Genomic DNA, 22,354 nt, shown 5'->3' with positions numbered 1-22,354 from the left:
GTGGATAGCGCCCCGACGCAGGCGCGGCGCGGCACGCTGGACGTATGTCCACGGCAGTCGATCATCGAGTACCGACGCTGAGGCGTGCCCTCGGCACGGGCGCTGGCCTCGCCCAGCGAGTTCGCGAGCGGGCCGCACGGCTGAGCGCGCTCGGGCGGGATGACGTCCTGGCGCCCGTCGACGTCCTGACAGACGGAGACACGGTGTCCGCGATGCTCCCCGTGATCGACGGAGTCGACCTCGCCCACCTGGCGGCGCAGCGGGGTCCGTTGAGCGCGGGGGAGTGCGTGTGGCTGGGGCGTCGGGTGGCGAGCGCGCTTGCCGCCTTGCACGCGGCGGGTCTGGTGCACGGCGATGTGTCGCCCGCGAACGTGGTGGTGCGGGCCGATGGTGTCACGCTCGTCGACACGCTGGGCGCCGTGCGCGGAGACGAGCGTGGTACGCCTGGATTCCGCGCTCCAGAGGCGGTGGCCGGAGACCTGGTCGAGGCCTCCGACGTATTCGCGCTCGGGAGGCTGTTGCGCTGGGCGGTTTGCGAGGAGGATGAGGCCCGCGTGCGGGCGTGGACGGTCCCGTGTGTGGCCTCACACCCCGACCAGCGCCCTCGCGCCGGCGAGGTCGACGCGGTCCTGTCTCGCTGCGCGCCTGAGCGGCGCGTGCCGTTGCCCCGCACCGACGTCGCTACGGCTGTGCGGGCGCGCGCCGTGGCGCGCACCGAGCGCATCGCGCAGGGCCGATGGTGGCGTGCGCTGCGTTGGACGCTGAGAGGCATCGCGGTCACCGGCGCATCGGGGGTACTGGCCGGGGCCGTGATCCTGATGCCCCGTCTGCTGGACTCCGACGCCGCCGCGGGTCCTGCAGCGGACGCAACCGTCTCCTCGGACTCTCCGGCAACGGCCGCGCGCCTGAGCGCCGCGGATGCGGCCCGGGCGCTGACGGAGGCCCGCATCGCTGCGCTTGAGGCCGAGGACGGCACCGCGCTGCTTGCGACCGTGACCGGTCAGGGAGCGGTCGCAAGCGACGCCGCCACGACGGCGACCGCCCTCGACGGCGGTGACGTGGTCTATGAGGGCCTCGCCGTGGAGGTGGGGGACGTGGCCGTCACCGAGGAGGGCGACGACTCTGCCACCGTGGAGGTGACGTACGAGATCACCGCGCATGAAGTCTCCACGGCTGGAAAGTCAGTGTCGGTGCCTGCGGAGACGCAGCAGGTGCGGTTGTCCCTTGTGTGGGTGGGAGACCAGTGGCGGGTCACCCGGGCCCAGACGCGCTAAGCGGGACTACGCCTGCGCCATGACGGCGTGCGCCGCGGCGGTGATCTCGGGATGGCGCCATTCGAAGCCGAGCCGGGTGAGGACTCCAGGAGACGCCAACTGGCTGGACAGGAGATCCTCGGCGGCGGGGCCGATGGCGGCGCGGAGCGCGAAGGCGGGAACGGGAAGGCCGGGGAGCGGCCAGCGGCCTCGGACATCACGCGGATGAACTCGCGGTCGCGCACAGGGATGGGGGCGATGAGGTTCGCGGGGCCCTCGTGCGCGGACTCAAGCAGGAAGCGCTGCGCGCGGATCTGGTCCGTCAGCGTGATCCAGGCGTGCCAGGCCTCACCCGAGCCCAGCGAGCGCAGCAAACCGCGCTTCACCAGCGGCATCAGGCGCTCCGCGAAGCCGCCATGACCCGCAAGGACCAGCCCGGTGCGGCAGAACACGGTGCGAATCCCGGCCTCGACAGCGGGGGCCGCGGCGGCCTCCCACTTCGTGACGATGGACGCGAGGAGGGTGTCGCCGGGGCCGGAACGCTCCGAGAGGCGTTCCTCGCCGCGGGCCCCGTAGTAGCCCATGGCCGAGCCCTGCAACAGCACGCCACCGAAGCCGACGTCAACGAGGCCGCCCACGAGGGTCGAGGTCGCGTCCAGACGGGACTGCAACACCACGTCCGCGTAGGAGTCCGTCAGGCGCTTGGCGCCGATGGAGGCGCCCGCCAGGTTGACCACGGCATCGGCCGTACCCAGCAGGGCGGTGTCAACGGTGCCTGCCTGGGGATCCCAAGCAGACTCCTGTGGTCCGCGCGCCTCGCGGCGGACCAGCGAGACGACATCGTGGCCGTCCGACCTCAACGACTGCTGCAAAGCAGTGCCGATGAGGCCGGACGAGCCAGCGATGACGAGGCGCATGGGTACTTACAGGCCGAGGCTCGGACTCGAACTCGCCGGCCTCGATGATGCGCTTGACCGTCTGCAGGAAGCGGGCGGCGTCGGCGCCATCGACGATGCGGTGGTCGTAGGCGAGCGGCAGGTAGCACATCGGGCGCACCGAGATGACGTCCTCGCCGTCGGGACCCTTGACGACCACGGGCTTCTTGACGATGGCACACGTGGCGAGGATGCCCACCTGCGGCGACGGCACGATGGGCGTGTCGAACAGCGTGCCGCCCGAGCCGGTGTTGGTCACCGAGAACGTGCCGCCGGAGATCTCGTCCGACTTGAGGCCGCCGTCACGCGCCTTGGTGGCGAGGTCGACGATGCCCTTGGCGTGGTCAACGATGGTCTTCGAGTCGGCGTCACGCAGCGTCGGCAGCATGAGGCCCTTCTCGGTGTCGACCGCGAGAGACAGGTTCACCGTGGGGTGGTAGACGATCGAGTCGCCGTCCACCGACGCGTTGAGGAACGCGTGCTCCTGGAGGGCGATCGCCACCGCACGCGTGAAGAACGGCAGGAACGTGAGGTTCACGCCGTGCTTCTCGGAGAACGCGGACTTCGACTTGGCGCGCAGCGCGAAGATCTTGGTGCAGTCGACCTCGACGACGGAGGTGAGCCTGCGCCATGCCGTGCAGCGACTCCATCATCTTGTCCGACGTGATCTTGCGGATGCGGGTCATCTTGACCGTCTGGCCGCGCAGGTCGGAGACCTTCACCTCGTTGGCCGAGGAGGTCGCCGCCGGGGCGGAGGGAGCGGCGGCAACCGCGGAGGCTGCAGCAGCCGGCTTGGCCTCGGCGGCCGCGATCACGTCCTCCTTGCGGATGCGTCCACCCACGCCGGTGCCGGTGACGGCCGCGAGGTCGACGCCGCGCTCCTTGGCGAGCCTTGCGCACGATGGGCGTGACGTAACCGGAACCGCCGGCGGAGGCCTCGGGAGCCGAGGCCGCGGCGGCGGGAGCGGACGATGCTGCAGCAGGCGCCGGGGTAGCGGGAGCGGACGCGACCGCGGGGGCCGCGGCGGCGGGCTGGGTCGCGGGCGCTGCGGGAGCCGACTCCTGTGCGGGGGCGGGCTCGGCCGCGGGAGCCGACACGGCGGCGGGGGCGGAGGTAGCCGCGGGGGCGGCCCCTGCGTCACCGATGCGGGCCAGGACGGCGCCCACCTCGGCCTCCTCGTCCTCATTCACGAGGATCTCGAGCAGCGTGCCGGCGACGGGCGACGGAATCTCGGTGTCGACCTTGTCGGTGGAGACCTCGAGCAGGGGCTCGTCGACCTCGACTTCCTCGCCCACGGACTTCAGCCAGCGGGTGACGGTGCCCTCGGTGACGGACTCGCCGAGAGCGGGAAGGACCACGTCGTGTCCTGCGCCACCGGCGGGGGCCGATGCCGCGGCGGGCTGCTCCTGCTGCGCCGGGGCGGCTGCCTCGGCTGCCGGGGTCGCGGCGGGCTCGGTCTGCGCGGGGGTGGGCTCCGCGGGAGCGGACTCCTGCGCGGGCGCAGCGTCGGCGGCGGGTGCGGACTGGCCGCTGGCCTCGCCTGCCTCGCCGATGCGGGCCAGGACGGCGCCCACCTCGGCCTCCTCGTCCTCGTTCACGAGGATCTCGAGGAGCACGCCCGCGACGGGCGACGGAATCTCGGTGTCGACCTTGTCGGTGGAGACCTCGAGGAGGGGCTCGTCGACCTCGATGGTGTCACCGACCGACTTCAGCCAGCGGGTGACGGTGCCTTCGGTGACGGACTCGCCAAGGGCGGGAAGAGTGACGTCGTTGCTCATAAGAGTGATCTTCTCCGTTGAATCAGTCGTGCGCGTGCAGCGGCTTGCCGGCAAGGGCGAGGTGTGCCTCGCCGAGGGCTTCGTTCTGGGTGGGGTGGGCGTGGATCAGGGGGGCCACGTCCTCGGGGTGTGCATCCCAGTTGACGATCAACTGCGCTTCACCGATCTGCTCGCCCACGCGGGCACCGAGCATGTGAACGCCGACCACGGGGCCCTCCTTGACGCGCACGAGCCTTCACGAAGCCCTGCGTGCCGAGGATCTGGCTCTTGCCGTTGCCGCCGAGGTTGTACTCGATGGTCTCGATCGCGTCGTCGCCGTGCGTCTCCTTGGCCTTGGCCTCCGTGAGGCCGACCGAGGCGACCTCGGGGTCGCAGTAGGTGACGCGCGGGATGCCGGACTCGACGATCGGCTGGGGGCTCATGCCGGCGATGGTCTCGGCGACGAAGATGCCCTGGCCGAATCCTCGGTGGGCGAGCCTGGAGGCCGGGAACGATGTCGCCGACGGCGTAGATGTTGCCCACGCCCGTGTGCGGCTTCTCGTCGGTGAGGACGAAGCCGCGGTCCATGCGGATGCCCTGCTCCTCATAGCCAAGTCCGGTGGTGCGGGGGCCGCGGCCCACGGCCACCAGCAGGATTTCCGCCTCGAGGACGGTGCCATCGGCCGCCTTGACCGTGACGCCCGTGTCGGACTGCTCGACGCTCTCGAAGAACACGCCGACCTTGAAGTTGATCTTGCGCTTGCGGAACGCGCGCTCGAGACCCTTCGACAGGGCCTCGTCCTCGTTCGGAACGAGGTGGGGAAGGCCCTCGACGATGGTCACGTCGGAACCGAAGGAGTTCCACACCGACGCGAACTCGACACCGATGACGCCACCACCAAGGATGATCGCGGACGCGGGAACCACGTCGAGGCTCAAGAGCCTGGTCGGACGTCATCACGCGGCCGCCGATCTCAAGACCGGGAAGCGTGCGCGAGTAGGAACCGGTGCCGAGCACGATCGACTTCGCGGTGTAGCGCTCGCCGCGCACCTCGATGGCGTCGGGTCCCACCAGCGTGCCGTGGCCCTCGATCACGGTGACCTTGCGCGACTTGATCAGTCCCTGAAGACCCTTGTACAGGCGGTCGATGACGCCCTGCTTGTACTGGTTCACCACGGTCATGTCGATGGACTCGAGCGTGGTGTTGACACCAAACTTCGCGCCTTCACGTGCGTTGTCCGCGAGGCTCCGCGGCGTGCAGCAGGGCCTTGGTGGGGATGCAGCCGTTGTGCAGGCACGTGCCGCCCACCTTGGACTCTTCGATGAGTCCGACGGTGAGGCCGAGCCTGTGCGGCGCGCAACGCAGCGGCGTAGCCACCGGAGCCGCCGCCAAGAATGAGTAGGTCGTACGAGCGTGGGGTGGACTCGGTCACTATGTGTACTCCTTGTGGGTGTCGGTCCCTCCCATCTTGCCACCCCGGCACGTTCCCGCGAACCGCCACGCGTGACTAACCTGGGGTCATGGGGTTGTTCTCTGGCAGGTTCGGGTCCAAGAAGTCCGCGAAGTCCGGCGGCACGTCGGCGAGTCAGGCGCGCGCGGAAACCATCGCGCACCTGCAGGAATTCGTGCGGTCGCGTCCGGGGTGCGAGGCGTTCATCGAGCCCCCGACGCGCGTGACCCAGACCACGATGGTGGTGGTCGCGGAGACAGGGGAGTGGACGCGGCGCCGGGTTCCCGACCAGGACACGGGTCGCAAGGTCGCGGCTCAGGCTCGGCATCCCCGCCTTCGACGTGAATCTCTCCGGCTACCCGTCGCGCATGCGCGAGTGGAATGAGAAGCAGCGCAAGCAGCGCTGATCGGCCGATGCGGCCGTCGCCGCACGCACGAGGGCCCGGACACCTTGCGGCGTCCGGGCCCTCGTGCTCGGCGGTAGCGCGTGTTTAGCGTCCCGCGCGCTGCTCAAGGAAGCGGAACAGGGTGCGCACGCCAAAGCCCGTCGCTCCCGCGGGGGTGGAACCCCAGGGCGAGCCCTCGTTGAATGCGGGGCGTGCGATGTCCAGGTGGGCCCACGGGGTGTCGCCCACGAACTCCTGGAGGAACACGCCGGCGGTCAGCATGCCGCCGCCGTTGGGGTCACCCATGTTCTGCAGGTCCGCGACCTTCGACTTGATGCCCTCACGCAGGTGGTCGGGCAGCGGCATCGGCCAGAACGGCTCGTCGGCGGCGCCCGCGGCGTCCACCACCTCGGTGCGGATGTCGTCGCTACCCATGACGCCCGCGGTCCTGGTGCCGAGCGCCACGCCCTGAGCGCCCGTGAGGGTTGCGATGTCGAGCACCACATCGGGGTTGTCCTCGACGGCACGCGCGAGGCCATCGGCCATCACCAGGCGGCCCTCGGCGTCGGTGTTCAGCACCTCCACCGTCTTGCCGCCGTAGATGCGAATGACGTCAGACGGACGCTGGGCCGTGCCGGACGGCATGTTCTCGGCCATGCACAACCAGCCGGTGACCTTCACGGGCAGGCTCGGCCTTGGCGGCAGCGAGCACGGTGTGGAGCACGGCGGCGGAGCCCGACATGTCGGACTTCATGGTCTCCATCGACTTGGACGGCTTCAGCGAAATGCCGCCGGTGTCGAAGGTGATGCCCTTGCCGATGATGGCGACGTGCTGCGAGGCGCCCTCGGGTGCCCACTCGACCTTGACGAGGCGCGGCAGACGCGACGACCCCATACCCACAGCGAGGATGCCGCCAAAGCCCTCGTCGGCAAGACGCTGCGGCTCCCACACCTCCACCTCGACACCGTCGGCCTCGCCATAGGACTGGGCGATCTCGGCGACGGCGCCGGGGAACATGTCGAGCGGAGGGGTGTTCACGAGGTCACGGGCGCCCGCGACCGCGCCGGCAAGAATGCGTGCCCGGGTGATGGCGGCGTCCGAAGCGCCAGCGATCAGCCAGTCGGGCCCGTGGTAGGCGGCGACCACGTCGTCGGACTTGTAGGCGTTGAACGAGTACGCACCAAGGACGGCGCCTTCGGCAATCGCCGAGGCGGCAGCGTCATCGGAGGCGGGCAGCGCCACCACGACGGTGGTGGGGCGGGTGCCGATGGCGCGGGCGGCGGCACCCGCGGCCTCGCGAAGCGCGCCCTCGGAGCCATCGCCGATGCCGACGACCACGACACGCTTGGCCTCCACGCCGGTGCCGGGTAGCACCACGGTGGAACCCACCTTGGCGGAGGCCTCAAGGGCGGTGGCGGCCTCGGCGATCGCGACGCGGACGGACTCGTCGAGGAGGTCGTGGGACGTGACATCGCCGTCGAAGCCCAGGATGAGGGCGTCGGCGGCGAGAGTGGACACAGGCTGTGCTTGTGGCATTCATAGAGGTCATGCCTCGAGCCTACGCCGCGCTACCGTGGTCGCGTGTATCGCGCCTTCTACGACCATGTTCTCTCTCACGTCGATGCCGAGCGCGCACACCGCTTCGGTGTCCTGGGGATGCGCTACGGCGCCTGGGCGTTTCGGGCCGGCCGTGCCATCGGCATGCTGCCCAAGGTCGACAAGCGCGTCGAGGCGCTGGGGCTGACCTTCCCCGGCCGGGTGGGTCTTGCCGCCGGCATGGACAAGAACGCTGAGGCCGTGCTCGGCCTGGCGGCCGCGGGTTTCGCGTTCGTCGAGATCGGCACCGTGACGGCTGAGGGTCAGCCGGGAAACGAGAAGCCGCGGTCGTGGCGCGAGAAGGACCTGCGAGCCCTGCGCAACCGCATGGGGTTCAACAACCAGGGCGCCGATGCCGTAGCCGAGCGGCTGCGCAAGGCTCCGTGCAACGTCGCGCGGCGCGGAGGTAGTGCTGGGCGTCAACATCGGCAAGACCAAGGTCACCGCCCCCGAGGACGCTGCCGCCGACTATGCCTACTCGGCCACGCGCCTCGCCCCGTACGCGTCGTACCTCGTGGTCAACGTCTCGTCGCCCAACACGCCGGGGCTGAGGGACCTTCAGTCCACGGAGGCGCTCCGCCCCATCCTGGTGGCGGTGAGGCAAGCGGCCGACGCCGTGGTGACCGACCGCAAGGCGCCTCTCCTGGTCAAGATCGCCCCCGACCTCGCGGACGAGGATGTCGACGCCGTCGCTGACCTCGCCGTCGAACTCGGACTCGACGGCGTGATCGCCACCAACACGACCATCGCCCACGACCGGGGCCCCGGCGGCGTCTCCGGTCCTCCGGTGCGCCAGCGGGCCGTCGAGGTGGTGGCGCGGCTGCACGCGCGTGCCGGTGAGGACCTGGTGATCATCGGTGTGGGCGGCATCGAGTCGGACGCCGATGCCCGCGCCCTGCTGCGCGCTGGTGCGACGCTGCTTCAGACCTACACCGGGTTCGTCTACCAGGGTCCTGGTTGGGTGGCTCGCCTCAACGCCTCTCTCGACTAGGGGCGGGTGCCGTCCCGCCTGAGGCGGGCGCGCAGCCTTGACGCGATCTCTGCCTCTGCACGCGCGAAGTCCGCTTCCGCGCCCGCAGTCGGGCCACCTGACAGGTCCACGCCCACCACGCCGGGGATGGCCAGCATCCGCTCCGCGAGGTCGACCGCGGCCTCGATGCCCGCCTCGCACACGTCAGGAGCCGCGAGAATCGCGTCGAGGTACCCGACCGGAAGCGCCAACGACGTGAACCCGCGCAGCAGTGCCGCACTGCCGGCGTCCACGATGACCGGGACGCACGGAACGAAGCCCATGGTGATTCCGAGCGCCTGGGTCGCCTGGATGAAGCGTGCGACGGGTGCGGCGCCCCCGGCATGGTTCACAAAGCACAGTTCGGCGCCGGCGCGCTGTTTCTCCCGCAACCGGGCCGGACGTTCCTGGAGGGGCGGCGACAGAGGGGCCTCGGCGACGGACACCAGGTGGCCGTGATTCGCCATGAGCGCGGCGAGCGAGGTCGAATCGAGGTCGAAGACGGGGGCCGCATCGGGGCGCGAGCCGACGCGAGTGTGATCACCGGTAATGCAGTGGACGCCTGCCGCATCGGCGTGGGCGAGGGCCGCCGCCTCGGCCTCGAGAGCCTACGCGATTACGGTCGCGAGCGTTGACGCCCATCCATGGCGTCACCCCGGCGTCTCGGAGCAGCGCCGCCCGGTAGGCAGGAGGGAATTGCACGCGGGCCGTGCCCGAGTCCCCGGCGAGCACGGCATCAACGGAGGGAGCCAGGATGGTGGCGCACTCGTGGAGCGATGCGGCGTCAAGCGCGGTCGCGGGAAAATCCGCAACGATGATGGGGCCAGCCGCGATCCGCTCACGCATGGAGGTCGCCGCCGCCGGGGGAGCGATCCTTCCGGTGGCGTCGGCGCGCACGGTGGCGGGGGCCGGGTCGGCGGGCGGTGAGCCGTGCCATCGGACCGTGGGAATCTCCAGGAAGGTGCACGGGTGCTCCGCCACCTCGCACCGACCGTCATGATTGACGCCACCGCACGGCCCGTACTGCATGGTCTTCGGGCAACCCGCCGTGGCGCGCGACTGCGCGAGGGTCAGTTCATCCGGCACGGACGCTCTCCCGCCACCGCGCGTCGGAGAGCGTGTACTCGACGCGCCGCGACGGGGCATCGGCAGCACCCGACCAGAAGGTGAGGCGGGTCGGTTCCACGACGAAGCCTGCCCACGACTCGGGCGCGGCGAGATCGTCGCCATGGGCCGCGCCGAACGCGCTCCACCGCGAGCGGCGCTCGTCGACGTCCAACGCCGCGACCTCGGGGGTGTTGACCCACGCAAGCCGTCGCAGGTAGGCGCTGCGCTGGCCGTAGGCGATGGCGGCCTCCTCGGCCGTCATTCTGCGGGCCACGCCCTGTACGACCAGTTGCCGCGCCGCATCCTCGAGGAACATGACAAGCGCCACGTGAGGATTCGCCTCGAGCCTGTGCGACCTTGCGTGAGCGCGCATCCGTATGGAAGTGGAAGCCGCGCGCGTCGAGGTCAGAGAGCAACAGGGTGCGCGCATCGGGCACACCGTCGTCGACGGTCGCGAGCGTCATGAGGCAGGGGTTCGGTCCGGCAGGGAGCCACTCGCGGGCCAAGGCGAGCGGATCGCTGAGGGCCGTCACGAGACACCTCCGGCCGGATCAAACACGGCAATCTCCGCGAGCGCCGCGACCGAGCGCTTCACGATCCCCGTGGCGACCCGTTCACCGATGGTCGCGTCTGCGCCCGTAGGGTCGCCGAGGATACCTCCGTACCCGAAGTCGTCGCTGAGCCATCCGAACTGCACGGGCGCTCCCGCGAACCCCACCTGGTCACGGGCCGCGAGCGCGGGAGGAATGGCGCGCACGAACCTGTCGGGATGAACGAGGTCGGGTCGCAGGTGCATGAGGAGCGAGGTCTCGCCCCATCCTCCGTGAATGCCAAGGCCGTGCTCGTTCGGGCCTCCCTCGCCGTCCGGGTCGCCGTCGCCAGACGGGACCGCGACCGACATGGCGAAGGTGCGCAGCCCATATGCCCGTCTCAGGTCACGCAGCGCGATCCCCAGGGGAGCGACGTTGCCTCCGTGACCATTGAAGAACACGAGGGTGCGTGCGGGCGTCGCCGCGAGCGAGCGGCCGATGGCATCCAGGGTCGCGAGGAACTCGGTGGCGCCCATCCAGAACGTTCCCGGCGCCCACGCGTGCTCATCGGACTTGGTGTACGCCAGCGGCGGCAATCGCCACACGTCGAGCCCGATGGCCGCGGCGCCCGCGACGATGCGCTGGGAGAGGAGGTCGGCCATGATGAGGTCGGTCGCGAGCGGCAGATGCTCGCCGTGATGTTCCACGGCCCCGACCGGCAGGACCACGATCGAGTCCGCGGTGAGGGTGCGCGCCACCTCCGGGCCGGACAGTTCCGCGAGTTCGCGGGTGACGGAGCCGCTCACATCTGCGTCCCGGTGTGCTCGTGGACCACGGCGCCGAGCCTTGCCGGGGTTGAGAAGCCCGAGCGGGTCGGTGGTCGCGGCCAGTGCCGTGGTCCGCTCGGGCTCAAAGTCGACCGCCCACTGATGCGGATTGTGGGTGCGGACGCCGAGCGCCGCCAGACGGTCGAAGCCCTCAAGCACCTGGGCGGGCGACACGTACGGTGCGGCCAGCATGCCGATGGGGCGGTCGCGTTGCGCCTCGATGTGGAGCATGCCACCCGGGTAGACGGCCTGCACGGCGGCGAGGTCATCGACGAGCGCGTCACCCAAGACCTCCACATGGAAGTAGGGCTCCGCAGCCGACTTCTGCAGCCACTCGATGGGGTGGTTGTAGGAGTTCATCGACAACTTGACCGTGTGCTGGGCGCCCTCGAGCACGCGGTCGACAGTGCCGCCCGCAGCCTCGATCAGCGCTGTGGCGTCCTCGATGCTCGCCTCGTCGAGGATGGCGCGCAGCGACGCTCGGCCCGCTGGAATGGCGAGATCCGCGGGCAGGCATGCGGCGATCTCGGCTCGGTCACCAGACACCAGGCGAGGCGTGGGTGTGAGTGACGCCAGGGGACGCATGAGGCCGACGACCTGCTCGTAGGTGGGGAACGAGGCAAGGAGCGCGCGCCACGGCTGGGCCGGTTCGGTGGCGACTCGGACGGCGGTGATGATGCCTGCGGTGCCGTAGTTGTGGAGGTACGGCACCGCATCGGCGCCCTCCACCCTGACCACCGTCGGCTCGGGTAGGGCATGGACCACCTCGACCGCGAGGACGAAGCCCTGATGCAGAAGTCCGTTGGCGATCGATCCCGTCCCGCCTGAACCACCCGCCACGAAGCCGCCGATGGTCGACTGCGCGGTGGAGGGATACATCCACAGCCTGCTGGGCGTTGCGGTTCGCGTGCTGCTCCATCGCCCAGATCACGGCGCCCGCCTCCGCCTCGATCCAGCCGTTGCCCGCGTCGAGGATGCGGCGCGCACGGCTCGTGTCGAGTACTAGCCCGCCTCCCATGGGGATGCCCTGACCGTAGTTGCCCGTGCCCTTGCCGCGCGGCGTCACGGGGACGCCGTGACGGACGGCGGCGGCGACGGTGGCCGCGATGAGGTCCTTCGAGGTGGGGGTGGCGACGAGCCTGGGCGCGGCCGAGCGGCAACATTTCCTTGATCAGCGGAGACATGCCTGCGCCGTCAACAGAGGCGCGTTCGAGCGAGGCGGCCTCCGTCGTCACGCACGCTTCGCCAAGGAGGGTGCGCAGTTCGGTGGCGAGGGCGTCGATGCGGGCGGGATCGACGGCGGTCAGGCTCGTCATGGGAGGCCTCCTAGAGGTGAGAGGCGGCATCAGTGCATCACCATGCCGCCGGTGAGGTTGAGCGCCTGGCCCGTGATGTAGGACGACTCGTCGCTCGCGAGGAACGAGGCGAGGGCCGCGACGTCATCGGGGTTTCCCAGGCGGCCAAGGGGGACAGGCGGGTCCAGCCGTCGACCTGCTCCGTGGAACGGGTCGCTGCGCCCATGTCGGTGAGGACGTAGCCGGGGCAGATCGCGTTCGCGCGCACTCCGTGCTCGCCCCATTCGAGGGCCGCGGCACGGGTGAGCGCGACCACGGCTGACTTTGACGCCGCATAGTGCGCCTCCATGGCGCCGCCCTTCTTGGCGGCCATGGAGGCGATATTGATGATGGTGCCGCCGCCGGCGGGAATCATGGCGTGCGCCGCGCGCTGCATCGTGATCATGGTCGCCTTGGCGTTGATGCCGAGCATGCTGTCCCACGACTCGGGTGTGATCTCCAGCAGCGGGGTGAGACGGAAGATTCCCGCACAGTTGACGAGGACATCGACCCCGCCTCGGGCGGCGATCGCGGCGTCAACGGTGGTGGCCGTCGCCTCAGCGTTGGCGAGGTCGACGCCCATCGCGTACCCGCCGAGGTTCTGCGCCGCCTCAGCGGCGTCCTCGGCCAGCACGTCGAGGATGGTCACGGTCAGGCCATCGGCCGCGAGGCGTGCGGCGATGGCCCGGCCGATGCCACGCGCCCCTCCGGTGACGATCGCGTGCCGTGCGCGAGGCGCGGGGGTGTCGTCACCGGAGGGGTCGTCATGGGCTTTCCTTTCGAGGGGTGAGTCAGTCTCAGAAGCCGAGCGAGATCGACTCGTCGATGAACTCGTTCGTGTAGAGGTCCTCGGGCGTGAGGCCGTCGACAATCTCGATGCCCTGCTCGGTGAAGATCGGGTCGACGATGCTGAAGAGGCTCCGCGACGCGGTCGGCGTCGAACGTGCCGAGGACGCCATCGGGGCCGTCACCGGCGATGCCGTCGGCGATCATGGTGTCGAACGAGTAGTCGGCCACCTCGGCCGAGTAGACCCAGCCGGTGTCGTAGGCGTCCACGAGCCTCGAGGACGAGGTCCTTCACCGAGTCCTTCAGGGTGCCGTCGTAGTAGTCGACCTCGGCCTGCTGCATGATCGGCACCAGGCGAGTGAGGCAGTCGGCGTACTCGGTGACGTCCGCGGGGCGCACGGACATCGATGCCGCGTACTTCGGGAAGCCCGCATCGTTGATGAGTTCGTACGCGACGGGCTTGCCCCACGCGTCGACCTCGTTCTCGTAGATGTAGGGCTCGGCGGAGGCGAAGCCCTGCTGGGCGATCTTGCCGGCCTCGGACACGAACACCGCGGGGGTGCCGTCGTAGGTGGTGTCGACCTGGTCGGCGGAGAGGATGCCCGCGCCCACGAAGTAGTCGATGTAGACGCCACCGGGGAAGACGCGCACCGTGGTGCCGGCCTCGCCGAGGTCGGCGATCGATGCCACGTCAGGGTAGGTAGCCGGGTCCCACATGATCATCTGCGGGTCCTTCTCGAGCGGCTGGAACACCGACACCGTGGGGAGGTCGGTCGAGTGCGCGATCGCCTCGTCGGTGCCCACGTATGCCATGAAGATCGACGGGTCGGAGTAGAGCCTGTGCGTTGGGTTGCGCGTAGCCCACGGCGGGTCCGCCGGACAGGATGGTGATGTCCACGCCGGTGTCTTCTCCCGAAGCGATGAGCGGGCCGGTGACGGACTTGTTGTTCGCGTCCACCTCGTACTCGTCGCCGAGCATGGCGTAAAGGTGGCCGTGCTCCATCTCGGGGTTCCAGTCGGTCTGGATCTTGATGTCAGCGGGGCAGACTCCCGACAGATCCACGGCGTCGCCCGACGCGGCCGCCACGCTTGACGTGGCCTCCGCCTCGGGAGTGTCGCTGGTCTCGGGGTCGGCCTCGGACGAGCAGGCCGACAGGGTAAAGGCGGTCGCAGCGATTCCCGCGACGACGATGCCGGACTTGAGGTGAACTCGCATGGTGCGCTCCTCGGTGGGGATGGGTGGGGGTGCCTCAGCAGGCGGGTCGTCCTCGGCGCATCAGCCGAAGTCGTACCATTTGCCGACCGCTCGTCGTCCGAGCCAGCCGAAGATCAGGAAGATCGTCACGCCCAAGAGCGAGGCGACCAGGACCGCAGCGAACAGTTCCTCGGACTGCAGGCGTGCGCTGTAGCGGTTGATGAGAGAGCCGATGCCGGGCGTGCCGCGCTGGAAGAAGAACTCTCCGACGATGGCGCCGACCACGGACAAGCCGGCGGAGATGCGCATGCCGGCGAAGACGGCGGGGAGGGCCGCGGGCATCTCCAGGCTTCTGAAGCACCGTGGAGCGTGACGCGCCCTGGAGCCTGAAACAGCTCGCGCATGCCCTTGTCGACCGACTGCAGCCCGAACAGGGTGTTTGACACCATGGGGAACAGCGCGATGATGACGCACACCACCACGCGGGCAGTGAAGTCATAGCCGAACCAGAAGCCAATCAGGGGAGTGATGGCGAGGATGGGGATGGCCTGGAGCATGACCGCGTAGGGGAACAGTGCTCGTTCCATCCACCGGGTCTGGTTCATGATGACGGCCCATCCGACGCCGATGACGATGGCGATGATGAGGCCCGTGAGCGACACCACGGTGGTGCGCCACAGTGCCGTCCAGATGTCGGGCGCACTCTCAGGCGCCCACAGCCTTGGCGAGCACGTCATGCGGCGCGGGCAGGAGGAAGGAGCGCTCTCCGAGCGCCGCGTTCGCAATGTATGCCGCCGCCACGAGGATGGCGGCCACGACGAGCGGCGGGCCCCACGACAACAGTCGTGACGATGCTCGGCGTGTGCCGCGGGTAGGGGTGGTGGTGGCCATCAGTGTGCCTCCCTCAGGGCGTGGGATACCTCGCCGACGAGTTGCGCGAACTCGGGGGTGAAGCGGATCTCGGGGTCGCGGGGCATGTCGAAAGGCACATCGAACTCGGCGACGAGGTGGCCGGGGCGCCCGGACATGACGATGACGCGGGTGGAGAGGTAGACGGCCTCGGCGACGGAGTGGGTGATGAAGAGCCCCGCGAAGCTCTTCTGGTGGAACAGCCGCAGAAGGCTCATCGTTGAGGCGCTCGCGGGTGATCTCGTCGAGGGCGCCGAAGGGCTCATCGAACAGGAAGACTTCGGGGTCGAGGGTGAGGCTGCGCGCCAGCGAGGCGCGCATCTTCATGCCGCCGGACGCTGCCGTGGCAGGTGGTCCTCGAAGCCGCTGAGGCCCACAAGGTCGATCGTTTCCTGCGCGGCCTTGGCGCGGCGTTCCTTCGACTCGCCGTGCAGGCTCCGCGAGGAGCCTCGACATTGCGTCGGGTGGTGCGCCAGGGAAGCAGCGTGGCGTCCTGGAAGACATAGCCGATGCGGTCCGTGGCGAGGGAGACCTCGCCGTGTGAGGGCGTCTCCAGCCCCGAAGCGATACGGAGCAGGGTGGACTTTCCGCACCCTGAGGGGCCGACGACCGTGACGAACTCGCCACGGCGGACCGCCAGGTCGACGCCGCGGAGTGCGACGGTGCCGTCGGGGAACGTCATCTCGACGTCCGCGAAGTCCAGCAGCGTGGCGGGTGGGCCGGCCGCGGGGGCGGGTGTGGTCATCGTGCAACCTCCAGGGGTGCTGGCGCGGTGAGCGAGGGGAAGTCGGTGGTGGACGAGGTGCGCGCGACCACGCGCCCGCGGCGAAGGACGATGCGGTCGGCGGGTGCCTCCGCCACGGCCTGGGTGAGGTGGTCGGCGCGGATAGCGACAAGGTCCGCGTGAGCGCCGGGGGTGACGTCGGCCGCGGGAAGCCCCATCACGTCACGCGCTCCACTGGACACGGCGGCATACGCCTCGTGGGCGGTGAGGTGGGCGCCCACCACGAGGAGCATCGCGGTTTCGAGGGCGTCGGAGCGTCCCAGCGGGTTGAACGGGTCTCGCACGTTGTCGGCACCCGCGGCGAAGCGTGCCCCCGCGTTGACGAGGGCGCGGGCGGGCGCGATTCCTCGCGGCGTAGAGACGTCGTCGCCCCAACCTTGGAGATACAGGTTGGTGATGGGGTTGGCGATGATCCCGATGCGCGATTCCTTCGCCGCGGCGATGAGTGCGTCACGCTGAGGCGCGGGAACGGTGCCGAGCCGCACGCAGTGGCCCGCCGAGACGTTGGTGGTCCATCCGCGGGTGAGGCCTGCGAGTGCGTCGAGCGTGACGACTTCATGGAGCGACTCGTCGGTGTGCATGTCGAGCGCGCAGCCGCGGCGCTCGGCAATGCCGACAATGCGCTCGAGCTCCGCCAATGGCTCGGGCGCCAGGTGTGCGGCAGCGCCCACGCCATCGGCTCCGGCGTCCAGGGCCGCCTCAATGATGTCGGTGGGGATGTCGTCGGGGCTCAGCGTGATGATCTCGATGTCGACGATGTCGCTGAGGCTCGTCGCGCACGGCGACAAGGGCGCGGATGCCGAGTAGCGGGTCGGGTCCTCGCAGGAGGTCCACATGGGTGCGAATGGCGGTGGTGCCGTGACGGACGTTGCGCAGCACCTGCGCTCGAGCCCGGTCGACCACGTCCGCCTCCGTCATGGTGTCGGCGTAGGCACGCCACCACGATGGCCGCGCGCAGATCGCCCATCGGGGGATGGATACGGTCCCAGGAGCCTGCCTTATCGAGGTGGGCGTGGGGCTCCGCCATCGACGTCAGGAGGAGGTGGCCGTCGAGGTCCAGGACCGCAGCGCTGTCGGTGGGGATGGCGGCGGTGCCCGCAGGGACAACGGCCTGCACGATCCCGTTGGCAAGGGTCACATCGACCTTGTCGCCCGTGGCGGTGGTCGCGCTGCGAAGCAGTGCCGGGGTGTCGTTGCCGTGGCGCATCGGCCCTCCTGTCTGACCTAGGAATGTTGATAGGATCAACATCAGCGAGACTAGGGATCGATGATTTCGGGCGCGTGACGCGGCCGTTTCCTACCGTAAATTCGGCGTCACGTTTCGGGACCAACGTCCCAAGATGCGGCACTATCGCTGGCACTGGACAGACCTGGAGGTGAAGATGACCGACGCCGAGGCGCCCGACGAGTCGAGCGCTCAGGGGCCCCTTCCCGGCGCGGCCATACGGCGCCTCAGGCGAGCTCGCGGTCTCACGCTGGTCGAACTCGCCTCCGCAGCAGGGCTTTCCCATCCCTTCCTGTCGCAGGTGGAGCGCGGCCGTGCCACGCCGAGCATGCGCTCCCTTGCCAGCATCGCCCACGCGCTGGGCACCTCGCAGATCGAGCTCCTCACAGCGCCCGATGCCGCCGATGCCTCGCCCGTCAGCGTCATTCCCGCGGGGCATGCCGCGCGAGGCGTCTACGGTGACGGCCGCGCGTCACTGCTCGTGACGAGGTCCGACGCTCGCTTCAGTCCCATCGTCGTGCGCGGAACGCAGCAGGACTACGGCGAGCGCTTCGCGCACGACGAGCACGAGTTCTTGCACCTCATCGCAGGCCACATGGAGATTGAGTTGGACGGGGACTGCCAGGCTCCTGGTGCCCGGCGACTCGGTCTACTACGGCGCACGCGTTCCTCACCGCTGGCGTGCCGTGGACCCCGAGGGCTACCACGCGATCGTCGTCAAGGAACGCCCCCGACTTGAAGGAGGAGGCGTATGAGCGCCGAAGCCCCAGCGCTGTCCGTCGTCGTCGCGAGTGTCGAGCGTCTTGGCGACGTCGTCACACTCGTCCTCGAGTCCGCCGACGGTGCCCCTCTGTCCTCGTGGGAGCCGGGGGCGCACATCGACCTGGCGGTGGACGGTGGCGCGGTGCGTCAGTACTCCCTGTGCGGCGTGCCGGGTGACCCGACGTGGCGGGTGTCGATCCTGCGCGAGCAGGACGGGCGCGGTGGGTCTCGCTGGCTCGCCGAGCAGGCCGCGCCTGGGGTGACACTTGCGGCGTCGCTTCCGCGCAACCACTTCGCCTACGAGGCGCACCAGGGTCCGGTGTTGTTCCTCGCGGCGGGCATCGGCATCACCCCGATCCTCGCCATGGCGCACGCCGCCGCATCCGAGAACGCCGACTACTCACTCGCCTACTCGGGCGCGCATCGCGACACCATGGTCCACCTGGGTGAACTCGCCGAGGTTCACGGCCCTCGTCTCGCTGTTCACGCGGGCAACGAGGGCGCGCGCCTGGACATCGATGCGACGCTTGGTGCGATCGCCCCTGGCACCACTGTGTACGCCTGTGGCCCCGCGCGCTATCTCGATGCGGTCCAGGCGGCGGCAGAGCGCCACGGAGTCGACCTCCGCCTGGAGCATTTCACCCCGGTCGAGGCGGGCGAGCCACTCCGTGACGAGCCTTTCGAGGTGGAACTGGCGATGACGGGCGTGACTGTGACCGTCGAGCCGGGCGCCTCTGTGCTTTCGGCGGTCGAGGCCGCAGGCGCGCTTGTCCTGTCGCCTGCACCGAGGGCACCTGCGGGACGTGCGAGACCCCGGTGCTCGAGGGGGTCGTGGATCACCGCGACTCGATCCTCACGCCCGCCGAACGCGAGCGCCACGACGTCATGTATGTGTGTGTCTCCCGCGCCGCATGCCCCCGGCTCGTGCTCGACCTGTGACGTCGCTTCAGCGTCCCGTGCGGGCGCGCACGGCGGCAACCACCTCGTGCTCGTCGGCCGTCACGAGGGCGTAGTCCCTCACGACCACCCTGCCGCCCACGATGACGTGGCGCGGACGCCTGCCGGGGTTGGCCCACAGTAGGCCATCGACGGGGTCCGCGACGCCTGCGTCGGCCACGCCGGACACGTCCCAGACGCAGATGTCGGCTCGCGACCCCTCGGTGAGGCGGCCCAGGTCGGTCCGACCGAGGCCATCGGCCGAGCCGACGGTGGCCATGGCGAGGACGTCGCGCGCGGGTAGGGGACCACCGACGAGCGCCGAGACCTGCATGGCGAGACGGGCATCGGCCAGCAGGTGGCCCGCATCGTTCGATCCTCCGCCGGACGTCCCGAGTCCCACCGGGATGCCTGCCGCGCGCAGGCTTCGCGACCGGCGCAACGCCCCAGCCCATCGGCACGTCGCACCCGGGGGCGTGCGTGGCGCTCACTCCAGCGCGCGCCACGCGCTCAATCTCGGCGTCGGTGACATCGCAGAGGTGCGCGATGGTGACGCCCGGCTCGAGCCATCCCCACTCCTCGAGCAGGTCGAGCGGCCGGCGCCCGTAGTGTTCGAGGGCGATCTCCGTGTCGACCTGCTCGTTGGCCTGGGTGCGGCGCCGCAGCCCGTGCTTGACCGCCACCTCGCGCAGCAACGCGAACGTCTCCTTGGGGTCCGAGTGGACGCCCGCTGGCCCCACCGCAACCTGGAGCATGCCATCGCGCGAGACGCCGCCGTCGTGCCCTGCGGCGAGCAGCGCGCCGACCACGTCCTCCGCGCCCCGTGCAGCCTGTTCGGGCTCGTCCCTGGCGCTTCCGCGGACGAAGACGAGCCGGGACCCCAAACGCTGTGCGGCGGCGGCCACGGCGACGGCGATCGCGGTGCGGTCGGCATCGCTCGCGTCATGGGGCCAATTGAGGTGATGATCCGCCACCGTCGTGACACCGCTGAGGAGGCCCTCGGCGACTCCTGCGGCGGCGGTCGCCCCCGTGAGATCGGCGTCAATGCCTACCGCGGCATAGGCGGTCGCCATGGCGGGGAGCCACTCGCGCATCGGCACGCCTCGGGTGCCGGGAAGGGTGCGAAACCCGCTTTGGAGGAGGTGATGGTGCGCGTTGATCAGGCCCGGCGTCACGACGCACCCGGAAACGTCGAGGACCTCGGTGCCAGGGGAGGTGTGGCGAGACACCGTGCCGCCACTCACTGCGAGATCGCCCGAGGTGTCGAGTGAGGTGTCGGAAGGGTCGGTCACGATGCGCAAGGCGCCAGTCAGCAGCATGAAGGCATGCTGGCAGGTGCGTGTTACGCAGGCGTGGCCGATGCGCGGCGGCTTCGTGACATCGGCTCAGGCCGCACGCCGTGGCCATCGCGAGGGGATCCACTTCCATGTCTCCAGCGCCGGAGGCATGAAAATGGATCCGCCCGCGACGGGCCGGTCTTGCTAGATCGCGTACGTGGCGGCCCGCTCGGTAGGCGACGCGAGGGCGGGCTCGTTGGACCGTCGCGCGAGCATCGCCCGTACTGTGCCCCAGGCACTGGTCGCCCACCCAGCGAGCAACAGCGCGAGGAAGGCCACGGCGAGCGCTCCGAGCGCCCGGGAGCCCGTGAGGGCCGCGACCCCTGAGGCGCCGGTGACGAGGGTGCCGACGGGGAAGGTGAATGCCCACCACGACATGGCATAGGGGAGGGGGCCGTGGCTCACGCGCCTCGTCACCGCCGCGCAGATGCACAGCCACAGCACCGCAAACCCGAGCGTCGGGACGCCGATGAGGATCGCCACGGGGGAGAGGATGCCCGCGAGTGACGGAAGCGCCTGCGGGGCGTGGAGCGCGAGCATGGCCGCCGCGGTCACGGATTGGCCGAGCGGACCCAGCACCATCCAGAGCGCCGGCGCGGTGGTCGCGTCATCGTGCTGATGGTGGGCAAGCCTCCACCACAGTGCGCCGGTGGTCAGGGCGGCGGCGAACCCCGCGGCGCCCGCCATGGCGAGGCACGCCCAGGCCAGGCCGTGAGCCACCACGTCAACGGACACGCGGTCCACCAAGGATGCGCCCGTGGCCGCGGAGACCATGGGAGTGACGACCGGCAGCAGCCACGTAGGCGAGGCGTCGGCGACGCCCACCCGATGCGACGTGAACTGGCGCGCGGGAATCGTGACCGCAACCACGAGCCCGAGGACCGTCCCGACGAGCCACAGGCTCAGGTCGATGGCGGTGGCAACCGAGGTCTGCGCCAGGCCGGGCGCCGCGGTGAAGGTCGCGGACCCCACCGCGAGGATCGCCATGGGCGGCGCACCGAAGAACGGCGCGATGCGCGGATCGGCCAGGCTCGCGGGACAAGAGGCCGGGGTCGCGGCGGTAGGCGACGGCCGCATGGATGGCGGCTGCGGCGAGCAACGTCACCGCGAGTCCCCATGCGGTCGCGCCGACGAGGTCGAGGATCCTCGAGTCGAGCGGCACCGCTGCGCATGCCGTGGCGAGGATGGCGGTGCCCATGACCGGTGTGAACCATTGCGGGGTCGAGGACAGGGGTGCCATACCGCCCATCGTTCCGGCTTCACCCTGCCGCCGGTAGAGTGACCTCGCGAGGTATCCACAAGCAATAGTTGTGGGAGGTGTGATGGCCGAGCCGTCCCTGGAGGAACTGCGCATGCTGCTGGCTGTGCAGCGCCACGGGTCGCTGACCGCAGCCGCAGAGGAGTTGGGTGTCAGCCAGCAGGCCGTCTCCCAGCGCATGCGCACGCTCGAACGCCGGCTCGGCCTCTCGCTGTTGGCACGCAGTGCGCGCGGATCTCGCCTCACCGCGCACGGGCGCCTCATCGCCGACTGGGCGACGGGCGTGGTTGATCAGGTCGAGGCCCTCACCGCCGCGGCAGCCGCCCTGCGCGAGGACAGGGACGCCCAACTGAGCGTCGCGGCGTCGCTGACCATCGCCGAACTGCTGATGCCCCGGTGGCTGGTCGCGGGAAGGGCAAGGGGCATCCACACGCGGCTCGAACTGGCGGCCGTCAACTCCGCCACGGTCATCTCCCGCGTGCGTGAGCGTGAGGCCGAGGTGGGTTTCATCGAGACCCCCGACGTGCCACGACGGCTCGCCAGCAGGCGCATCGGCGTCGATGAGGTGGTGCTAGTCGTCGCGCCCGATCACCCATGGGCACGCCGCACCGCCGTAGCGGCGGCCGAGGTGGCCCGCACCTCGCTCATCATGCGGGAGGAGGGCTCTGGCACTCGCGTCACCCTGGAAAGGGGCCTCGCCGATGCCGGACACACGCTCACACCACCCGCAGCCGAGTTGTCCACGACAGCCGCGATCCGCGCAGTGGTGATGTCCGGAGCGGGTGCGGCCGCCGTCTCAGAGCCTGGCCGTGCGCGAGGATCTCGTGTCCGGAAGCCTGGTGCGTGTGCCGGTCGATGCGCCTCAGTTCTCCCGGCCGCTGACCGCGGTATGGGACGGCTCCCGCGCGCTCTCGCCCGCCGCGGCGAGGTTCCTTGACCTCGCCACGGCACTGGGCGTCGGCGCGCCCTGAGC

General features: G+C 70.1%; 23 protein-coding genes and 9 pseudogenes. 7 read left to right on the top strand and 25 right to left on the bottom strand.

What is annotated here, in order from left to right:
• Positions 1–44: 44 nt before the first annotated feature.
• Positions 45–1,274 carry a protein kinase domain-containing protein gene (locus QQK48_RS01030; protein ID WP_284327181.1) on the top strand — a complete coding sequence of 410 codons (1,230 nt, stop codon included), beginning with the start codon at positions 45–47 and terminating at the stop codon, positions 1,272–1,274.
• On the opposite strand, the gene QQK48_RS01025 is transcribed toward QQK48_RS01030, so the two are convergent.
• From QQK48_RS01025 to lpdA, 3 genes and pseudogenes are all read right to left on the bottom strand, one after another.
• On the bottom strand, positions 1,271–2,113 hold the full coding sequence (locus QQK48_RS01025; RefSeq protein WP_284327180.1) for an NAD-dependent epimerase/dehydratase family protein: 843 nt from the start codon (positions 2,111–2,113) through the stop codon (positions 1,271–1,273). The two genes, QQK48_RS01030 and QQK48_RS01025, sit on opposite strands and share 4 nt — an antisense overlap.
• A gap of 76 nt (positions 2,114–2,189) precedes the next feature.
• Positions 2,190–3,967, bottom strand: a pseudogene (sucB, locus tag QQK48_RS01020) (2-oxoglutarate dehydrogenase, E2 component, dihydrolipoamide succinyltransferase); the annotation flags it as partial.
• Between the two features lie 22 nt (positions 3,968–3,989).
• Positions 3,990–5,383: pseudogene (gene lpdA, locus QQK48_RS01015) on the bottom strand (dihydrolipoyl dehydrogenase).
• An 85-nt stretch (positions 5,384–5,468) separates the two neighbouring features.
• Between lpdA and QQK48_RS01010 the strand changes: the two are divergent.
• A complete protein-coding gene (locus tag QQK48_RS01010; protein ID WP_284327179.1) occupies positions 5,469–5,783 on the top strand; it encodes an oxidoreductase in 315 nt (104 codons plus the stop codon).
• Positions 5,784–5,889: 106 nt separating this feature from the next.
• Here the strand turns inward: QQK48_RS01010 and QQK48_RS18625 are convergent, their stop codons facing one another.
• Together QQK48_RS18625 and QQK48_RS18620 are read right to left on the bottom strand one after the other, a co-directional pair.
• Complete coding sequence (locus tag QQK48_RS18625) at positions 5,890–6,429, bottom strand: leucyl aminopeptidase family protein (protein ID WP_348523362.1); 540 nt, start codon at positions 6,427–6,429, stop codon at positions 5,890–5,892.
• Positions 6,398–7,303, bottom strand: coding sequence for a M17 family peptidase N-terminal domain-containing protein (locus QQK48_RS18620; RefSeq protein ID WP_348523361.1), 906 nt, complete (start codon positions 7,301–7,303; stop codon positions 6,398–6,400). The genes QQK48_RS18625 and QQK48_RS18620 overlap by 32 nt, the downstream gene beginning before the upstream one ends.
• 63 nt (positions 7,304–7,366) lie before the next feature.
• Between QQK48_RS18620 and QQK48_RS01000 the strand changes: the two are divergent.
• A pseudogene (locus QQK48_RS01000) lies at positions 7,367–8,372 on the top strand (quinone-dependent dihydroorotate dehydrogenase).
• Here the strand turns inward: QQK48_RS01000 and QQK48_RS00995 are convergent.
• The 16 genes and pseudogenes from QQK48_RS00995 to QQK48_RS00925 form a co-directional block, all read right to left on the bottom strand.
• Positions 8,369–8,743: a hypothetical protein gene (locus QQK48_RS00995; RefSeq protein WP_284327178.1), complete on the bottom strand. Its 375-nt coding sequence runs from the start codon at positions 8,741–8,743 to the stop codon at positions 8,369–8,371. The pseudogene QQK48_RS01000 and the gene QQK48_RS00995 overlap by 4 nt on opposite strands.
• 187 nt (positions 8,744–8,930) lie before the next feature.
• Positions 8,931–9,476 carry a methylenetetrahydrofolate reductase C-terminal domain-containing protein gene (locus QQK48_RS00990; RefSeq protein ID WP_284327177.1) on the bottom strand — a complete coding sequence of 182 codons (546 nt, stop codon included), beginning with the start codon at positions 9,474–9,476 and terminating at the stop codon, positions 8,931–8,933.
• Positions 9,466–9,813: a hypothetical protein gene (locus QQK48_RS00985; protein ID WP_284329456.1), complete on the bottom strand. Its 348-nt coding sequence runs from the start codon at positions 9,811–9,813 to the stop codon at positions 9,466–9,468. The genes QQK48_RS00990 and QQK48_RS00985 overlap by 11 nt, the downstream gene beginning before the upstream one ends.
• A 213-nt stretch (positions 9,814–10,026) precedes the next feature.
• Complete coding sequence (locus QQK48_RS00975; protein WP_284327176.1) at positions 10,027–11,733, bottom strand: creatininase family protein; 1,707 nt, start codon at positions 11,731–11,733, stop codon at positions 10,027–10,029.
• Positions 11,734–11,806: 73 nt separating this feature from the next.
• Positions 11,807–11,962, bottom strand: a pseudogene (locus QQK48_RS20925) (FAD-binding protein); the annotation flags it as partial.
• Between the two features lie 237 nt (positions 11,963–12,199).
• A pseudogene (locus QQK48_RS00970) lies at positions 12,200–13,059 on the bottom strand (SDR family NAD(P)-dependent oxidoreductase).
• Complete coding sequence (locus QQK48_RS00965) at positions 12,986–13,147, bottom strand: hypothetical protein (protein ID WP_284327175.1); 162 nt, start codon at positions 13,145–13,147, stop codon at positions 12,986–12,988. The pseudogene QQK48_RS00970 and the gene QQK48_RS00965 overlap by 74 nt, the downstream one beginning before the upstream one ends.
• 8 nt (positions 13,148–13,155) lie before the next feature.
• The gene (locus tag QQK48_RS00960) at positions 13,156–13,779 is read right to left on the bottom strand and encodes a hypothetical protein (RefSeq protein ID WP_284327174.1); all 624 of its coding nucleotides are present in this window, start codon (positions 13,777–13,779) and stop codon (positions 13,156–13,158) included.
• The gene (locus tag QQK48_RS00955) at positions 13,667–14,191 is read right to left on the bottom strand and encodes a hypothetical protein (RefSeq protein WP_284327173.1); all 525 of its coding nucleotides are present in this window, start codon (positions 14,189–14,191) and stop codon (positions 13,667–13,669) included. The genes QQK48_RS00960 and QQK48_RS00955 overlap by 113 nt, the downstream gene beginning before the upstream one ends.
• Before the next feature lie 60 nt (positions 14,192–14,251).
• Complete coding sequence (locus tag QQK48_RS00950; RefSeq protein ID WP_284327172.1) at positions 14,252–14,644, bottom strand: ABC transporter permease; 393 nt, start codon at positions 14,642–14,644, stop codon at positions 14,252–14,254.
• A pseudogene (locus QQK48_RS20920) lies at positions 14,614–14,757 on the bottom strand (ABC transporter permease); the annotation flags it as partial. The gene QQK48_RS00950 and the pseudogene QQK48_RS20920, both read right to left, overlap by 31 nt.
• Positions 14,758–14,875: 118 nt before the next feature.
• The gene (locus QQK48_RS00945; RefSeq protein ID WP_284327171.1) at positions 14,876–15,061 is read right to left on the bottom strand and encodes a hypothetical protein; all 186 of its coding nucleotides are present in this window, start codon (positions 15,059–15,061) and stop codon (positions 14,876–14,878) included.
• Positions 15,061–15,297 (bottom strand): hypothetical protein, encoded by a 237-nt coding sequence (locus QQK48_RS00940; protein ID WP_284327170.1) that lies wholly within the window; start codon positions 15,295–15,297, stop codon positions 15,061–15,063. Before QQK48_RS00940 ends, QQK48_RS00945 begins: the two co-directional genes overlap by 1 nt.
• 44 nt (positions 15,298–15,341) lie before the next feature.
• Complete coding sequence (locus QQK48_RS00935; RefSeq protein ID WP_284327169.1) at positions 15,342–15,824, bottom strand: ATP-binding cassette domain-containing protein; 483 nt, start codon at positions 15,822–15,824, stop codon at positions 15,342–15,344.
• Positions 15,821–16,651 carry an amidohydrolase family protein gene (locus QQK48_RS00930; RefSeq protein ID WP_284327168.1) on the bottom strand — a complete coding sequence of 277 codons (831 nt, stop codon included), beginning with the start codon at positions 16,649–16,651 and terminating at the stop codon, positions 15,821–15,823. The genes QQK48_RS00935 and QQK48_RS00930 overlap by 4 nt, the downstream gene beginning before the upstream one ends.
• Positions 16,563–16,781: a hypothetical protein gene (locus QQK48_RS00925; protein ID WP_284327167.1), complete on the bottom strand. Its 219-nt coding sequence runs from the start codon at positions 16,779–16,781 to the stop codon at positions 16,563–16,565. Before QQK48_RS00925 ends, QQK48_RS00930 begins: the two co-directional genes overlap by 89 nt.
• A gap of 55 nt (positions 16,782–16,836) precedes the next feature.
• On the opposite strand from QQK48_RS00925, the gene QQK48_RS00920 reads away from it, so the two are divergent.
• A complete protein-coding gene (locus QQK48_RS00920; RefSeq protein ID WP_284327166.1) occupies positions 16,837–17,091 on the top strand; it encodes a hypothetical protein in 255 nt (84 codons plus the stop codon).
• Positions 17,092–17,245: 154 nt separating this feature from the next.
• The gene (locus tag QQK48_RS00915; protein ID WP_284327165.1) at positions 17,246–17,827 is read left to right on the top strand and encodes a helix-turn-helix domain-containing protein; all 582 of its coding nucleotides are present in this window, start codon (positions 17,246–17,248) and stop codon (positions 17,825–17,827) included.
• Between the two features lie 969 nt (positions 17,828–18,796).
• Here QQK48_RS00915 and QQK48_RS00900 read toward each other — a convergent pair.
• From QQK48_RS00900 to QQK48_RS20915, 4 genes and pseudogenes are all read right to left on the bottom strand, one after another.
• Positions 18,797–19,228, bottom strand: a complete 432-nt coding sequence (locus QQK48_RS00900) for an amidohydrolase family protein (RefSeq protein WP_284327162.1) — start codon at positions 19,226–19,228, stop codon at positions 18,797–18,799.
• A gap of 106 nt (positions 19,229–19,334) precedes the next feature.
• Positions 19,335–20,105 (bottom strand): annotated as a pseudogene (locus tag QQK48_RS00895) (amidohydrolase family protein); the annotation flags it as partial.
• Between the two features lie 162 nt (positions 20,106–20,267).
• On the bottom strand, positions 20,268–21,200 hold the full coding sequence (locus QQK48_RS00890; protein WP_284327161.1) for an SLAC1 family transporter: 933 nt from the start codon (positions 21,198–21,200) through the stop codon (positions 20,268–20,270).
• A 34-nt stretch (positions 21,201–21,234) separates the two neighbouring features.
• A pseudogene (locus QQK48_RS20915) lies at positions 21,235–21,321 on the bottom strand (hypothetical protein); the annotation flags it as partial.
• 124 nt (positions 21,322–21,445) lie between these two features.
• On the opposite strand from QQK48_RS20915, the pseudogene QQK48_RS00885 reads away from it, so the two are divergent.
• Positions 21,446–22,129, top strand: a pseudogene (locus QQK48_RS00885) (LysR family transcriptional regulator); the annotation flags it as partial.
• A 34-nt stretch (positions 22,130–22,163) separates the two neighbouring features.
• The gene (locus QQK48_RS00880) at positions 22,164–22,352 is read left to right on the top strand and encodes a LysR substrate-binding domain-containing protein (RefSeq protein WP_348523360.1); all 189 of its coding nucleotides are present in this window, start codon (positions 22,164–22,166) and stop codon (positions 22,350–22,352) included.
• The last annotated feature ends 2 nt before the right edge of the window (positions 22,353–22,354 follow it).

The sequence above is a fragment of the Demequina litorisediminis genome (genome assembly GCF_030161615.1).
GTDB lineage: Bacteria > Actinomycetota > Actinomycetes > Actinomycetales > Demequinaceae > Demequina > Demequina litorisediminis.
The sequence above is the reverse complement of the archived record's forward strand: the minus strand, read 5'-3'. Positions and strand labels throughout refer to the sequence as shown.